This window comes from Sulfurimonas gotlandica GD1 (assembly GCF_000242915.1).
Classification (GTDB): domain Bacteria; phylum Campylobacterota; class Campylobacteria; order Campylobacterales; family Sulfurimonadaceae; genus Sulfurimonas; species Sulfurimonas gotlandica.
This window is the reverse complement of the sequence record NZ_AFRZ01000001.1, coordinates 117,953-134,427: the sequence shown is the minus strand read 5'-3', so window position 1 is coordinate 134,427 and position 16,475 is coordinate 117,953. Positions and strand designations below refer to the sequence as shown.

Below are 16,475 nucleotides of genomic sequence, written 5' to 3'. Positions count from 1 at the left end.
CGATAGGCGTAGCTTTAGTTAAGGAAACAGATATGCACATTGAACTTGCTGAGAATTACGGATTTTGTTTTGGAGTTAAAAGAGCCATAAAAATAGCAGAAGATAATAAAAACTCTTCTACTTATGGTCCGCTTATTCATAACTCTAAAGAGATTGCTAGACTGGAGCAAGATTTTAAAGTTGGTCTTAGTGATGATCATAAAAGTTTTAAAGCTGGTGATAAAGCGGTAATCCGTACGCATGGAATACCTAAAAATGAACTTCAAGAGTTAAAAGACAATAAAGTTGATGTTGTAGATGCAACATGCCCATATGTAACAAAACCACAACAAATTTGTCAAGAGATGAGTGAAGCAGGTTATGACATAATTATATTTGGTGATGAAGCTCACCCTGAGATAAAAGGTGTTAAAAGTTATGCTACTTATGGGGCTACTGTTGTTACTTGTCCTAAAGACTTAGAAGATTTAAAACTAAAAGAGAGAATAGCTTTAGTCGCTCAAACAACTAGAAAAGTTGAAGATTATATGGAAGTAGCTAATTATCTTATACCAAGACATAAAGAAGTAAGAGTTTTTAATACAATTTGTAATGCTACTTTTGAAAATCAAGAAGCTGTTAGAAAAATTTCTAAAAAAGCTGATGTAATGATTATTATCGGTGGGAAAAACTCATCAAATACAAAGCAGCTATTTAGTATTTCAGATGATTATTGTCAAAACAGTTATCATATAGAAGATGAAAATGATTTAGACTATGGCTGGTTTAAGGATAAATTATTTTGTGGCATAAGTGCTGGTGCTTCAACCCCTGACTGGATTATTCAAAATGTAGTCAATTCTATCCAAGAAAATGTTAATAAATAACTATTTTATTAGCATTTTTATTTTTCTTATCTTAAGTTAATCTCATATTAATGGTAAAATAATCTATAATTAGGTATAATCACGCAATTTTTATGTAACAAGAGGATAGATAATGGCGTTCGATAACGAATCATTTGAAGAAGAAGAGAATTTTGCAGAGATGTTTGCTGCAACTGAAAAGCAGCAAGAATCAAGTCGCATCGTAGAGGGTGAGATTGTTGAAGTTCAAGCAGACGAGAACAGAGCATTAGTTGGTGTTGGCGATAAGCTAGAAGGTATTCTTAGCCTTGATGAAATCCGTGGTGAAGACGGTGAATTGATGTTTGGTGCTGGTGATAAGATTAAAGTAATGGTTATGGGATACTACAATGAGCGTCCTAAAATCTCTTATAGAAAAGTTTTAGAGCAACAAAAGACTATTGACTTTATTGAAGCACACAAAGAAGACTTTGAAGAAATAATCATTGAAGGTATCATCACTAAGAAAAACCGTGGTGGATACGTAGTAGAAGCTGACGATGTTTCTTTCTTTATGCCACGTTCTTTAGCAGCTTTCAAAGATGGTGACGAAGTTGTTGGTCGCAAAATCAAAGCTCAGGTTGTTAAAGTAGATGCTGCAGAGAACTCAATAGTAGTTTCTCGTCGTAAACTATTTAACGAAGAAAGAAAGAAAAAGAAAGAGATTATTGACCAACTAATGGAAGATGATGTTATTGTAGAAGGTACTATCAAAAAAATCACTAGCTACGGTATGTTCGTAGATGTTGGTGGTGTGGATGGTCTAGTTCACTACAATGAAATCAGCTACAAAGGTCCAGTTAATCCGTCAAAACTTTATAAAGATGGTGATGTTGTAACTGTTAAAGCTATCTCTTACGATAAAGATAAAAGACATCTTTCTTTATCAATCAAAGCTGTTCAGTCAGATCCATGGGCAGAAGTTGAGAGCGAGTTAGATGAAGGTGATACAATAACTGTAACTGTTTCAAATATTGAAGCATACGGTGTATTTGTTGATCTTGGTAATGATATTGAAGGTTTCTTACACATTTCAGAAATTACTTGGGACAAAAACGTTAAAAATCCTAATGATTATTTAACTGTTGGACAAGAAATTGATGTTGAAGTTATCGAAATTAATTCTAAGACTCACAAGCTACGTGTTTCATTAAAAAGACTTTTACCAAAACCATTTGATGAGTTTGTTAGAAACTACAACGAAGGTGATGTAGTAACTGGAACTGTTACATCTCTTACTGACTTCGGTGCGTTCGTACGCGTTGGTTCAGTTGAAGGTCTATTACATAATCAAGATATTTCTTGGGATAAAAATGTAAAATGTAAAGATGTTTTAAAGTCTGGTGAAGAAGTTGAAGTTAAAATTGCTAAAATCAACACTGAAGATCAAAAAATATCTTTAAACCGTAAAACTCTTTTGGAAAGCCCAATTGATAAATTTGCAACAACACATAAATTAAACTCAATTGTTAAAGGGACTATCCGTGACATTAAAGAATTTGGTGTTTTCGTATCTTTAGAAGATGGTGTTGACGCACTTATTCGTGATGAAGATTTAGCTCCACTTGTAAAAGAAGAGTTAGTAGCCGGTCAAGAAATTGAAGCTGCTATAGCTGTAATTGATACTCGTAGAGATCGTATCCGTTTATCTGTTAAAAAATTAGATTATATTAAAAATCAAGAGCTTTTAGAAGAGATTAATGATAATACATCAAACTCTTTAGGTGACCTGATAAAAGATAAATTCAAATAAGATGCAAAAAATATTAAAATGGTTTACTCCAGTCCTAGCACTTGGAGTTGCCATTTTTATTATCTTTTTTTTAATCTCAATCAATCCTTCACAAGATAAAGATTACGTTGAGCCACTTGAATACAAGAGTGAAGTTGTTCAACAAAAATCTAAAAAAGTCTGGTTAAATCATTTTTCTAAAACTGAAAGACTAGGATATTTTTATCCTGTTAACGAAGCTTATATAGAGATAGATTTAGATGAACAAATAACTAGTAATACTATTTATAAACTATCCGCCTCACTCTTAGATCCATACCAACTTTTCTGTTTAAAAGAAGAGTTAAAACAACATAAATTAAGATATTATCTCAAAAGAGATAAAAGCAGTGTAGAATTGCTTATCTATTCAAAAAATATTGAAAAATTAAACTCTTTAGTTAGAGTATTGAAAAATTACCAAATTTCAGCCAAAGTAGAGCTGTTTAAAGAGGATGTATAATGAAAAAACATACAATCGTAGTTTGTGACCATATCCACGAAGCCGGTTTAGAAATGCTTCGTAATGATGAAAGTATCAATTTTATAATGGCAGCTGATGAAGACAAGGTAAAACTACTTGATATCATCGCCAAAGCAGATGTAGCAATTACTAGAAGTTCAACTGATGTAGATGACAAGTTTATAAATGCTGCAAAAAATATGAAAGCTATTGTTCGTGCCGGTGTTGGTGTTGATAATGTTGATATAGAAGGTTGTTCAAAAGAAGGAATCATCGTAATGAATGTTCCGACAGCAAACACTATAGCTGCAGTTGAACTTACAATGGCACACATGCTTTCATGTATGAGAATGTTCCCATACTCTCATGACCACCTTAAAAACCAAAGAATTTGGAAAAGAGAAAAGTGGTATGGTTATGAGATGAAAGGCAAAAAGCTCGGTGTTATTGGTTTTGGTAACATTGGTTCTCGTGTAGCAAAGAGAGCTCAGTCATTTGAGACTGATATCGTTGTTTATGATCCTTACATTCATCCATCAAAAGTTACTGATTGCGATATGACTTATACTAAAGATTTTGCAGATATTTTAGCTTGTGACATAATTACTATTCACACACCTAAAAATCAAGAAACTTTAAATATGATTGATGAAGCGGAGATTGCTAAGATGAAAGACGGCGTAGTTTTAATTAACTGTGCTAGAGGTGGTCTTTATAATGAAGAAGCACTTTATAATGGTCTAAAATCTAAAAAAATTCGTTTTGCCGGCATCGATGTATTTAATAAAGAACCTGCAACAGATCATCCATTATTAGATTTAGAAAATATTGTTGTATCTCCTCACTTGGGTGCTAATACTTATGAATCTCAATATAACATAGGAACTCAAGCAGCTAAAAATGCTATAGAAGCTGCTAAAGGAATCTCTTTTGCACATGCAATGAATCTTCCAATTGATGAGAGTAAAATACCATCATTTGTAAAACCTTTCCTAGAGATGGGACAAAAGATTGGTTTCTTAGCATCTCAAATAAATAAATCTCAAATCATAGCTATAAAAGTTAGTGGTCAAGGTGAGATATCTAACTATGTTGAATCTTTATCTACTTTCGTTGCAGTTGGTGCAATGAGCCAAAACTCTAGTGATACTATTAATTATGTAAATGCTGAATTTGTTGCAAAAGAAAAAGGCATAAAAATTGAGTTTGAGGCTCTTAACGATTCAGCTGTCTTTAAAAACCTTATTACTGTAAAACTAACTACTGCAGAGGGTACAACTTCAATTAGTTCTACAATCTTTGATGATGGTGTTAAGCGTATTGTCGCAATTGATGGTTTTGACATAGAGGTAGCTCTTAAAGGTGATATGATTCTATTTAAAAACAGTGATGTTCCTGGTGTTATAGGAAGCATAGGCTCTACCCTTGCAAGAAACAATGTTAATATCTCTGATTTTTCATTAGCTAGAAACAAAGATGCAGAAGCTTTAGCTGTAATCTTAGTTGATAATGCAGTTAATGAAGCAACTCTTAATGCATTGGCTTCTTTAGAAGCTTGTTTAAGTGTAAATTACGCAAGACTTTAATCCTTATTTTTAAACCTCCTCTTGAGGTTTAAAACTTCTATAGTTTTTGTGATATAATAATCAAAATTATGTCAGGAGAAGCTATGTCTAAACTACAAGAACTAGCCCCTAATCTTTTAAATATCATTGATCAACTTGAAATAAATCGAGTAAAACTTGGGTCTGAATGGATTGAGATTCCTACTGTTAAATCAATTTTTAAAAATTATAAAATTGCTGGTGTTAAGTTTAGAGATGGATATGGTGTGCCAATAATAGAGTACTTTATAGCTGTTGTTCGCGAAGAGAAGGAAGCCGGTAATTGTCCGATAATGAGTAAATTGGTCAACTTTTTGTTAGAAAAAAATATTACACCAAAAGATGTATTTGACATTTGTATGGGACTGCGTAGAACTCTTGTCACTTATATATTTAGAGATAAGCTAATCAAAGATAATGCTATGGAGATGATGGATGAAATAGCGATTCTTTTTGATGCAAATCTCTCTGGCGTATTGGAAATTTTTACAACTTTTTATGAAAAGAAACAACAAGCTATTCAAAAATCAATTGTTCAACAAAAGAAATTCAGTCAAATATTAAAAATAATAAACTTTATAAATACAAAAATAATTATTGTTCAAAATGGGCATATAATTTTAGCAAATCAACCATTTTTTGAGGCTATAGGTGTTAATGATATAAAAGAATTTAATAAAAATTTCTCTAGTACATTTAGTTTTATGAAAGATGTAGATAGTTCTTCAAAAATAAAATTTGATCTAGAAAATATAAATGAATGGTTGAGCAGTGTCTATGAGTCAAATAAACCTTTTACTACCAATATCTTTAATAATAAAATGGCTGATGTCTTTACATATAGTGGACGTATAACTACTCTTCCTGAGAGTGAGCCTACAAAATATATAATTAGTTTTAATAGTATCTCCTCTCATGTTGCGAATGAAGCACTTATAAGAGAAAAACTTGAACATGATGAATTGACAGGACTTTACAACTATGTTAAATTTATTCATTTAATGGGTGAAGCACAAAGAAAGGCCTTGCAAGATAACACGCAACTTGCTTTAGTAATTGTAGATATACCACAGCTAAAAGAAATAAATAATACTCAGGGAATGGATGCTGGTGATAAGGCAATAGTAAATGTAGCTAAAGATCTAATCTCTAATACTGATAAAAATATGATTGTCGCTCGTCTTGAAGGAAGTCGCTTTGGTGTATTGATAGTATATGAGAATGAACAGGATAGTTACAACTGGTGTAGTTCACTTCATATTGAATTGAGTAAATCACCTCATAGAAAAACTATATCTATTACGGCTTTTGACCTTAGTGAGACTGTAAATAGTGTTCAGATTCGAGCAAATTCTTTAATTGATGAAATAAATTCTTCGCAAGAAGGCAGTGTTAGTACTGATTTTGAGAATGTGAAATTATACGAAGCTCTACCTGATCAAGAAAGATTTACAGATAGACTAAAAGGCATGAAAAAGATTAAAACAACACTATACTACAAGGGCTTAGCAATCAGTGTTGAGAATAAATTGCTTTTTGTAGATAAAGATAGTGCAACTGTTCAGCTATCAAATAAAGAGTTTTGTGCTACCGCGCCAAATGAGAATATCTATTTAGAATTTCCAATGTTAGGTATTGTTAAAGCATCTGTATACAGTCTTAACGATAAAAACAACACTGTTAAAATTCATCGCTTTAGGCTAAGTAAACACACTCCACTAAAACGCAAAATATTCCGTGTTGAAGTAGAAGAAAACATGAAAGTCAATATTTTATCAGATGGTCCAGACTGTGAAGGTGTAGTAAATGACATAAATGAAGAATATATTGGGTTAAGATTAAAACGAAAAAGAAGTTTAGATGAAGGAAGTTTTGTATCTATAGATATAATGCTTCCTGTTGATGACATCACTACTTCATTTATTACAGAAGCAACAGTTAAAAAAATTGAAAAAGTTAAAGATGGTTTTAAGATTGTTGTTTTATGTCATTTAGATGGAATTAATAAAGGCATTTTAAAACAGTATATTGCCAATCGACAGATGAAAATAATACATGAACTTAGAAAGTAAAGATAATAAGAAATATTTAATTTACCAACTAAGCATTTATATTTTACAAACGATTTGTAATAAATCTAACAATCAAAAATACAAGCATACTAAAGCCAATAATTACCGCTGCTAATGGTGCACTGTAACTAAGCCCATAACTATTAAACCTGTCAAAAATTAAAACAGGGGTTGTCATTGGATGATAAACTAAAATTACAATTGCACCAAACTCGCCAAGACCTCTGCTCCACATCATTAAAGCACCGTTTATAATGTCTTTTTTTGCATTTGGAATAGTTATTCTAAAAAATACATTTATTGGAGAAGCTCCCAATGTTCTAGCTGTTTTTTCTAGTTTTACATCTACTTTTCTAAATCCATCTTTGGCACTATTTATTAAAAATGGAGCTGATAGAAACATCATAGCTATCATTATTCCATATTCTGTACCGATAAATTCTATTCCAAAGAGTTTAAAAAAGTCACCGATTGCGCTATCTCCAAAAGTGGTAAGAAGAGCAATTCCGGCAGCAGTATGAGGAATCATCACTGGAATATCTATAAGTGCCTCAACCATACTTTTTCCATAAAAGTCATATCTTGCAATCACATAAGCTAGTGGAAGTCCTGTAAATAAAACAAACATCATAGACCATGCTGATACTTTCATTGTCAGGATTATAGAATCAATTGCTTCACCGTCTTTTATAGTTTCAAGTAGTTTTTCACTTCCTACACCTATAAATATTTTTATTATAGGAACACTAAGAAAAAATATTAGTATTAGTGCTAAGACTATCAGTGTTGTGTTAAATGTATTGCTTTTATAGATTGCTTTCATGATATTCTCTTCTTATGGTTTATTCACAGGTTATATTTTTTTAAAACAGGTAGTTAAGCTCAAAACGACCATCTAGATTGTCTGCATCTACCTTTTTTGTATCATTGTAACCAAGTCTAAGACGCCATTGTAAGTCTTTAAAGCTTGGAATATTTTGTGCAAATCCAACATAGTAGTAGTTTTCATCAAAATATCCTTTAGCCTCATCTGCATCTGTGTGTAGTATTGACATCTGTACAAACAGATCAGTGTAAACACCTTTTTTATTTGCATTACGTACTACTTCTACACGATAGCTCTTTGTGTTGGCCATCCAGTTATATCTTGCCATTGAACGTGTATATCCAGCAGTAGGAAAACCACGCCATGGAGTAATTAAGTCAGCTTCATCAAATACCTGAGAATACCCCAAGTTTAGTTTATAGTTAGCATAGTTTCCAACTAAACGAGCAGCGAGCATCTGGGAATCAAGAGAATTGGCATTTTTATATCCACCACTTTGTCCACTTATACCAGCTAGTGTGCCACTATAAGTTGCTCCACCAATATCACCACCGCCATTGTCAAACTGTTTTATGTAACGTACACCTGGTGCTATAGAAAAATCACCCATCTTAATTTTATAGTTTGCTTCAGCCATCATCTCAGACACAAGTTCTGGTACAGCATAAAAGGAAACATCAATTTTTAAATTTTCAACAGAGTTATTATGTAAATCTCCTACAATCAGTGGTGCCTCAGTATCTACTCCAGCAGCTTTTAGACGAGTGTATGTAAATCCTTTGTGCATTGCAGTATCATCATTTTCACTCCATGCAGGATTGTTTGAAGAAGTTGAATTACTATCTCCATACATTAGAGCAGAGTGTGATTCGGTATGGTCACGAAGTTTCTGCTCTGCTAGATATCCTAGTTTTACAGTAGTATCTGGAATTATTTTTGTTTCAATCACTATACCATCAAATGTATTTGGAATCATTTTTGTATCATTTGATTTAGTATAAAAAGTCTCAACTAGCTGACGACCCACTAGCAATTCTGTTTTAGGTATACCTTTGTAGCTAATGTAAGCTTGACCAAGAACGCCCATTGATTTGCTTCCGGTGTTAGTATTGTCAAATCTGCTTAGAACATCTTTCCCAGCTTTTAAGAGGTTAACAGGGTCGCTGTTATCATCAAAAAATGCCTGTGTATAGTATAGACCAGCAGTGAAATCAAAGTTAGAATATGTTGCACTTTTATATACAACTGAGCCACCAAGAGCAGTGATTAAATGAGAGTCTTGTGTTGCAGTTTCTTTCTCCCAAGCATAGTAAAAAGTATTAGAACGCAGGCGTCCGTAAAACTTACCATCTAAAAACATGTCTCTGAAGTTTTCAACAGAACCAGGTTTTTCATTATAAACTTCTTGATAGTTTGTTTTCAATGTGCGCTTTGATATTTCATCTGCACTATAAAGACTTGTTGATATTATTAAAGCACTCACTAAGAGGCTTATCTGAGTTGATTTTTTCTTCATTTTTCTTCCTTTTTTTATATAAAACTTATGTCTTTTTTATCAAACCCAATTTGGATTATATTGGTCCTATCTGCATAGCACCCTTCATAATCCCTCTTTAAGATTTTAATAAAAAACTGATGTTGTTTAACTTTTACAAAAAGTTTATAGTGATCTACTATCCCCATACACTCTTCAACTACTCCCTCTAAAATATAGTCAGCTTCCATTGTTCCATTTTTTGATACCTTGATGACATTTGGATCAACAGAAAAAACTTTTGAACTTGAACTAAATCCAAGCATAGTTGCCGGAAAAATATTTTTAAATCCTAAAAACCTTGCTACTTCTATGTTTATAGGGTGATTCAAAACATCTTCGGCTTTACCAACCTGCTGAATCTTTCCATCCATAATTATTGCTATCTTATCAGCCAGATACGATGCTTCCCTAAAGTTATGAGTTACATGGATTGTTGTAACATCATATCTTCTATGAATATCTTTTAAACTCTTCATAATAGAGTTTCTAAATGTTGGATCAATAGCACTAAGTGGTTCATCCAAAAGTAATATTTTTGGTCTGGAAAATATTGCTCTAGCTATTGCCACACGCTGTTTTTCTCCACCACTTAAGTCTTTAGTATCGCGATCTAGTAGACTATCTAACTTTAAAAATTCTACAATATCTTCAAAGAGTGTATCTGCATCTACTACTTTTTTATACTTAGATGAAAATCTAATATTCTCTTCTACATTTAAGTTTGGAAATAGTGCAAAGTCTTGATATACAAAGCCGATATCTCTCTTTTCAGTTGCTAAAAGAGAGATGTCCTCTCCTTTGTAAAATATTTCTCCTTCACATTGATTGAGTCCTGCAATGGTTTCGAGAAGCATAGTCTTTCCACTTCCACTTTGCCCAAGAAGTACAAAATATTCATTTTTTTGTATATCAAAAGTTATTTTATCAAGCGAAAAATCATTTGTTTTACTTGATAAGTTTTTTATTTTTAAATAGTCCATTGTTTAGCTACTTTCCTATTATGGAAGCATCTCCTGTAATTGTTGGTGAAGAAAATGTACCTTGACCATTACTGGCCATTATCTTTTTTCCCTCATCTGAAAGTACAAAGTTGACAAATTTAATTGCACCATCTTTATTTTTAGGAGACTTATTATTTTCTACAACGGTTATGCCATAAACCATAGCACCTCCGTATTTAGTTACAAACAATCCAGGTTTTTTGCCACTGATTTTAAAGCTTACAGTTTTGTAAAAATTTTTAAACTCATTATCAACTAAAGAGACTTCTTTAGGCAACTCTATGTATTTCAGACCATGTTGCTGTGCTACTGATTTATAAATATAGAGATAATCATAAGCATTAGCTTCCATTAAACCTAATAAATCAGTCTCTTTTGGTCTTACTATGATTTTGCTCTTTTTTTCGTCACCGACTTTGTATGACTCTCCATAACCAAATAGTTTGTCAAATAACCCTGGAGACTTATAATGCTTTTCTGCCAACTTAGTAACTAGCATCGTTCTATATCCACAAGGGTCTAAATTAGGATTTGAATGACCGACCTTAACCCCATCTCTTAAAAAAATCTCCGGCCAGTTTTGTGCATTTATCTCTTTTGCATATTTTGCATTTGATGTATAAGCAATTGCCATCTCATTTGTTGCAAACTGCACATTAAACTTAGCATCTTTTGGAATTAGCAGATTGTCAATTACCTTATAATCAGCACTTGCCATAACATCTGCCGCTCTGCCAATTTCAGAAATTTTTCTAGCTGCTGCAATAGAGCCACTTGCTTCTCTTTGTACATCGTATTGAGGATACTTTGATTCAAATGCTTTTTCAATCTCAGCAAATGGAACTGCTAAAGATCCTGCATGAAAAACTGATACACTCTCTTTTGCTAATAAACTAGAAGCGAGTAGGGCACTAAACCCTAAACTTAGTAATATTTTTTTATTCATCTTTTTCTCCTTAGTTAAATAGATCGATTTGATCTTTGCTATATAAGCAATTAAACTTAATAATCTTGACGCTATCTTCTTCTGATATACTCTCACATGATTCATCTGTAACAAGAATACAATTACTAGCATCTATCACACTAATCATCCCAGAGCCATATTTATTATTTTGGGTTACGCAATATTTTCCATCTGCATAACTCCCTAGAACAACATTAACGCGACCAGATTTTGTTTTAAAGGCTTTAACATTTGTAGCAATATCTACATCATGAAAAACTTTCAAAGAACCTTGTAACTTGTTTAAAACAGGAAAGGCAAATAGATGCATGTTTACCATAGCTGTTAATGGATTTCCAGGAAGACACATTACGAAAGTATTATCCATTTTTCCCATCATGATAGGACGTCCAGGTTTGATGTTAACTCCATGAAAAGCTATCTCAAGGCCATTGCGCTCAAATGCCTCTGCCATGTAGTCAGCATCTCCCATAGAGATGCCACCTGTTGTTATAATCAGATCGTAACTCTTTAAGCCATTAACAAACTCAACTGATTTCTCAAGAGAATCAGGCACGACACCTGTATATGTCGCGTTAAAGCCTTTTTCTTTTAAAAGCGAGATAATCGCATAAGAGTTGCAGTTATAAATCTCATCATCACTTGCTATCTCCCATGGCTCTTTTAGCTCATTTCCAGTCGATACAACGGCAATGTTTAGCTTCTTATATAGTGAGAGCATTGTAATGCCCTGAGAAGCTAAGAGAGCTACCATACCGGATGTGATAACTTCACCTTTATCAAATAAAACATCACCAAGAGCTTTCTCTTCACCCTTAAATCTTAGACATGAGTTTTTTACGACATTTTCTTTGATTGTGACTTCACTGTTTTCATAATCTAAAACATCTTCTATAGGGATGATAGTATCAGCATCACTTGGCACTTTAGCACCAGTCATTATCTTGTAGCACTCTCCAGCACTAAGAGTCGCTTCAACACTATCACCAGCTAAAATAGTCTTTAAAACTTTTAATCTTTTACCTGCATCTGTAGCTTTTATTGCAAAGCCATCCATTGCAGAGTTATTAAAAGATGGAAGGTTCTTAACACAGATGACTTTTTGTGCCAAAACTCTTCCTATAGAGTCACCGATATGAACCGTTTCTTCAAGAGTTGTTACTTCAGCAATCCCAAGTGATGAAGCAACAGCATCTTTAAAATCTAAATACTTATCCATGTAAAGCCTTTATCTGTCTGTATGATTTTGCTATCTTAGAAGCCACAAATTGTATCTCTTCACTATCTAAATCTTTAAAAAAAGATAGAGATAGTGCTTGTCTACTTTGCAGCTCTGTATAACCCATTTCCTGAATAATTCTAGAGGGGCGTGAAAGGCCCAAAGAACATCCTTCTCCATTTGTTACAAAAATATTTGATAGACTTAAATTTCTAATAACTTGTCTGGCTTTTATACCTTTAAGCCCAAAGTGAACTACATTATCAAGTGTTGCATCTGCACCTACAAAAAAGAAAAAGTCATCTTTCAAACTCTCTTTTAAAGCTTCTATAAACTCTTTTTTGCAAGTTATGTTTTCTCTTTTTTTGTTAAGAGCATCTGAGATTAGTTTTACTCCAAGTGTGTCAATACTTGCAATGTTTTGCTCTTCAAACAGACCGTCATGCAGAAGCACTGAATGCGTACAATATCCACTTAGTTTATAAACATCAAAATAAGCAATATCACATAGTGAAGCATCTAGAGTTGCCGATATATTTGAAATAACAGTTCCACAAAATAATTCTTTGATTTTTTTCAAATCAACTCTAACAAAGGTATCTATAATATATGGAGATACAAAAAAGTACTCTTCTTTTATTGACTCTACATCTTTATAGTCTATCTCTCCATTATGCTTTATATCTATGTAAGTCACTTTGAAACCCAGTGTTTCATATAGTTTGGCAGCTTGGATCAATGCTTCACTCTCACCAAGACTTACAGCGATATCTTCTTTTAATTCCAACATTAAACCTAGAAACCCTTCTTTTGAAAAAGAGAATGTATGCAGATGCGAAAAATCAAATTTTGAAGTTAAATCAGAGCTTAACTTTTCATACTCAACATTTGTACTCAAAGGATCAATACTAAGCTCTTTTTCTATTGATACATCTTTAGCATCTGCATAATTTAAATAGTTCAATTTATACATCTTGCTTATCCTTAGTACAGTGAATAACATTGCCATCAGCTATAAAGATCTCTTGGAATCTTTTGGTTGAATAGGCTTTTACTTCTGCTTCAAGTTGCTTATATTTTAAGATTAGCTCTTTAGCTTTTGGTGTAAGTGTTGTCCCGCCAGATTCTCTTCCCTTGTTTACAACAACAAGATCATCTTCTATATACTCTTGGAGTATTTTAATATGTGTCCAAGCTTTTTTATAGTTCATCCCCACTTTTTTTGAAGCTTCTGAGATTGAACCTGTTTCATCTATCAGTTCCAAGACTTGAGTTTTTCCCCCACCAAAAATAAGGTGCTCACTGTCGTCTTCTATCCAAGTTTTAACTTTTACTACCATGGTGAATCCTTCTTCTAAAACATCCAAGCTGACAATATATAACTTCAATGTCACTTTTTTTAGTGGTAGAACCAACTTTTTTCAAAGAAAATTCCTGTGCTACTTCCCAAGCAACACTACACTCTAGCTTTTTTTCATTATCAGCTTTTAAAGAGAGCTTTTCATATATATCATCTCTTCTTTCACCAAAGTCATTGTCACCAAAAACACCAAGCTCGCAATTGTCGATTTTGATACCGTATTTTTTAGTAAGCTCAGCTATTTCGCCGGGATCTATATTTAACTTTCTAGCCAATTTAAAGCCATCTAAACAGTTTATTTTTCCGTTCTCATTTAGATATTGCTTTATAATTTCAGCTTGATTAGCCATGAATTCTTCCACTATGAGTATAGATATTCATTTTTCTACCTCTGGCAAAACCTATCAGAGTTATTCCATGCGTATTTGCCGTTTGTACTCCAAGATATGTTGGAGCAGTTCTTGAAACTACAATTGGAATCTTATGCATAACAGCTTTGACAACCATTTCAGAACTAAGTCTTCCACTAACAAATAAGACTGCTTTTGTTGTGTCCAGAGAATCTATCTTACATTTACCTACTACTTTATCGATAGCATTATGTCTTCCGATATCTTCTGCAGTTACAGTTGTTTTATCTTCTAAATAAAGCATCGCTTTATGAACACAACCTGTCAGTTTATATAGTTCACTATCAGCGTAAAATAGTTTAACTTCATCGCTGATAGTCTTAGGGCTAATCACAAAACTTGTTTGGTTAAATGGTATTTCCAGGCTTCCGGCAATATTACCAGTAATTCCTCCACCACAACCGCTTACAAGGGTTTTTTCTTTATATAGGTTCTGTAATGAGTCTGTATCAACTGCTGCTTTGATATCAACTTTTAAACCATCTTCGCTAACTTCTATATATTCAACGTCTGTAATATCAGAGATTACATTCTCACTCATCAAAAAGCCAATTGCATGAGCTTTTTGATCCTTGGGAATACACATCATTGATATGATTTTTTCACCATTGAGGTAAACATTTAGTCTTGCTTCTTCAATAGTCACATCTTCTACTTCTGTAATCTCATCACCATCAACTCTGTCGATAATGATTTTCTTTAAATATTTAGTGTTTGGCATTGTTATTCCTTATTATGCTATTTTAGCATATTTAAAAATACAACTATTTAAATATGTAATATTTGCATAGTGTAAAAAAAAGAACACTCCGCCAAAAAAGGAGGAATGAACCGATTAATCTGTTAAACTTCGCCTTTTTCTTTTAGCTCTCTATAATAAGAACTATGAAGAATTTCTACTTCTTCTTCTTCTTTGTGACCATCTATCATACTGTGGATAGCACCTTTAATCGCAAATACTGCCATGTAAATATGAACAAAGAAAAGAGCTACAACAGCTAATCCTAAGGCATTATGAACAATAGCACTTGCTCTTAAAAAGTCAATTTGAGAGATCTGGTATGTGTCTAGCATATCAAGTCTAAAGTCTTGAAAATACATAGCCGCACCAGTTCCTATCATTATAAACCCACCAAGAGTAGCTAACCAATACCAAGTTTTTTGACCGGCATTAAATCTGCCTGCAGGAACTGGTTTCTTATCTTTATTTAGATAACCGCCTACAATCATTAACCATTTAATGTCATCGAAGTGGAGAAACATCCATCTAAGCCACATAAAAAACATAGGTACAATACTTACTATAAAAAGAAGTGTCGAGATCGCATGAATCTCTTTACATACTCTTACAAATTCTCCACCGCCAAAAGTGCTAGCAAACATCATAATTAGACCAGTTGGAATAAGTAAGATAAATGATACACCTGCAATGGCATGAACTATTCTGTGAAACAAAGTAAATACATAGATCTTCTTTCTATCATGAGAGAAGATCATTGGACCGATTACCATGTAGTGTAAAAGAAACACTGCGGGTACTCCAAATAAAACACCTAAAAATAGTGGTTTGAAATATGTACTTTGTAAAATAGTAAAATATTGTCCTAAATGTAATGAACCTTTTTTATCGTAACCAAGGATATTATCAACTAGGTTGTCGCTCCATACTACACTTTCACTAGCACCAAAGGCTAGTGAAGAGAGTGCGATAAGAGCGATTATTATATATTTACTTTTCATAATAATGTCCTATATTTTAGAACCATATGCTGTTGACCATCCATAAGGTTGTGTTTTAACACCATGGCCAACTGACAATACTCTTTCTCTATATATAGAAGAAATTTCTTGTGAATCACCAACAAGTAATGCTTTAGTAGAACACATAGCAGCACACACTGGTACTTTACCTTCTGCGATTCTATTTTGCCCGTATAGTTCTCTTTCTTTATGTGAGTTAGTCTCTTCTGGTCCACCAGCACACATGGTACATTTATCCATAACACCTTTTACTCCAAAAGCACCATCTAGTGGAAACTGAGGAGCACCAAAAGGACAAGCGTACAGACAATAAGCACAACCAATACATTTTTCTTTGTCGTGTAAAACGATACCGTCCTCTCTGATATAGAAACAATCAGTAGGACAAACTTGCTCACAAGGAGCATCTGTACAGTGCATACAAGCAATAGATAGAGAGTATTCTAAACCTTGAATGCCTTCATTCATAGTAATTACTTTTCTTCTGTTGATGTTAGCCGGTAACTCATGCGCCTCCGCACAAGCTACCGAACAACCATCACATGAAATACATCTATGCTCATCACAATAAAATTTTAATCTTGCATTTTCACTCATAAC

General features: G+C 33.2%; 16 protein-coding genes. 5 read left to right on the top strand and 11 right to left on the bottom strand.

Going from position 1 to position 16,475, the window contains the following annotated elements:
* Positions 1-32 precede the first annotated feature (32 nt).
* From SMGD1_RS00680 to SMGD1_RS00660, 5 genes are all read left to right on the top strand, one after another.
* Positions 33-866, top strand: a complete 834-nt coding sequence (locus SMGD1_RS00680) for a 4-hydroxy-3-methylbut-2-enyl diphosphate reductase (RefSeq protein WP_008338434.1) — start codon at positions 33-35, stop codon at positions 864-866.
* Positions 867-978: 112 nt separating this feature from the next.
* Complete coding sequence (locus SMGD1_RS00675) at positions 979-2,637, top strand: 30S ribosomal protein S1 (RefSeq protein ID WP_008338600.1); 1,659 nt, start codon at positions 979-981, stop codon at positions 2,635-2,637.
* 1 nt (position 2,638) lies between these two features.
* Positions 2,639-3,118, top strand: coding sequence for a hypothetical protein (locus tag SMGD1_RS00670; protein WP_008338526.1), 480 nt, complete (start codon positions 2,639-2,641; stop codon positions 3,116-3,118).
* On the top strand, positions 3,118-4,704 hold the full coding sequence (gene serA, locus SMGD1_RS00665; RefSeq protein WP_008338375.1) for a phosphoglycerate dehydrogenase: 1,587 nt from the start codon (positions 3,118-3,120) through the stop codon (positions 4,702-4,704). Before SMGD1_RS00670 ends, serA begins: the two co-directional genes overlap by 1 nt.
* 83 nt (positions 4,705-4,787) lie before the next feature.
* Complete coding sequence (locus SMGD1_RS00660) at positions 4,788-6,794, top strand: GGDEF domain-containing protein (RefSeq protein WP_008338438.1); 2,007 nt, start codon at positions 4,788-4,790, stop codon at positions 6,792-6,794.
* A gap of 43 nt (positions 6,795-6,837) precedes the next feature.
* Here SMGD1_RS00660 and SMGD1_RS00655 read toward each other — a convergent pair whose 3' ends face one another.
* From SMGD1_RS00655 to fdh3B, 11 genes are all read right to left on the bottom strand, one after another.
* Positions 6,838-7,617, bottom strand: a complete 780-nt coding sequence (locus SMGD1_RS00655; protein WP_008338418.1) for an ABC transporter permease — start codon at positions 7,615-7,617, stop codon at positions 6,838-6,840.
* A 40-nt stretch (positions 7,618-7,657) separates the two neighbouring features.
* The gene (locus tag SMGD1_RS00650; protein ID WP_008338592.1) at positions 7,658-9,136 is read right to left on the bottom strand and encodes an OprD family outer membrane porin; all 1,479 of its coding nucleotides are present in this window, start codon (positions 9,134-9,136) and stop codon (positions 7,658-7,660) included.
* A 14-nt stretch (positions 9,137-9,150) separates the two neighbouring features.
* Positions 9,151-10,137, bottom strand: a complete 987-nt coding sequence (locus SMGD1_RS00645; protein WP_008338472.1) for an ABC transporter ATP-binding protein — start codon at positions 10,135-10,137, stop codon at positions 9,151-9,153.
* Between the two features lie 7 nt (positions 10,138-10,144).
* Positions 10,145-11,104, bottom strand: a complete 960-nt coding sequence (gene wtpA / locus SMGD1_RS00640) for a tungstate ABC transporter substrate-binding protein WtpA (protein ID WP_008338205.1) — start codon at positions 11,102-11,104, stop codon at positions 10,145-10,147.
* A gap of 10 nt (positions 11,105-11,114) precedes the next feature.
* The gene (locus SMGD1_RS00635; protein WP_008338675.1) at positions 11,115-12,344 is read right to left on the bottom strand and encodes a molybdopterin molybdotransferase MoeA; all 1,230 of its coding nucleotides are present in this window, start codon (positions 12,342-12,344) and stop codon (positions 11,115-11,117) included.
* Positions 12,337-13,317 (bottom strand): cysteine desulfurase, encoded by a 981-nt coding sequence (locus SMGD1_RS00630; RefSeq protein ID WP_008338681.1) that lies wholly within the window; start codon positions 13,315-13,317, stop codon positions 12,337-12,339. The genes SMGD1_RS00635 and SMGD1_RS00630 overlap by 8 nt, the downstream gene beginning before the upstream one ends.
* Positions 13,310-13,684, bottom strand: a complete 375-nt coding sequence (locus SMGD1_RS00625) for a winged helix-turn-helix domain-containing protein (protein ID WP_008338331.1) — start codon at positions 13,682-13,684, stop codon at positions 13,310-13,312. The genes SMGD1_RS00630 and SMGD1_RS00625 overlap by 8 nt, the downstream gene beginning before the upstream one ends.
* A complete protein-coding gene (locus SMGD1_RS00620) occupies positions 13,668-14,054 on the bottom strand; it encodes a hypothetical protein (RefSeq protein ID WP_008340338.1) in 387 nt (128 codons plus the stop codon). The genes SMGD1_RS00625 and SMGD1_RS00620 overlap by 17 nt, the downstream gene beginning before the upstream one ends.
* Complete coding sequence (fdhD, locus tag SMGD1_RS00615) at positions 14,047-14,835, bottom strand: formate dehydrogenase accessory sulfurtransferase FdhD (protein WP_008338679.1); 789 nt, start codon at positions 14,833-14,835, stop codon at positions 14,047-14,049. The genes SMGD1_RS00620 and fdhD overlap by 8 nt, the downstream gene beginning before the upstream one ends.
* Before the next feature lie 122 nt (positions 14,836-14,957).
* Positions 14,958-15,854: a formate dehydrogenase subunit gamma gene (locus tag SMGD1_RS00610; RefSeq protein WP_008338171.1), complete on the bottom strand. Its 897-nt coding sequence runs from the start codon at positions 15,852-15,854 to the stop codon at positions 14,958-14,960.
* Positions 15,855-15,863: 9 nt separating this feature from the next.
* Positions 15,864-16,472, bottom strand: a complete 609-nt coding sequence (gene fdh3B / locus SMGD1_RS00605; RefSeq protein ID WP_008338497.1) for a formate dehydrogenase FDH3 subunit beta — start codon at positions 16,470-16,472, stop codon at positions 15,864-15,866.
* Positions 16,473-16,475: the final 3 nt, after the last annotated feature.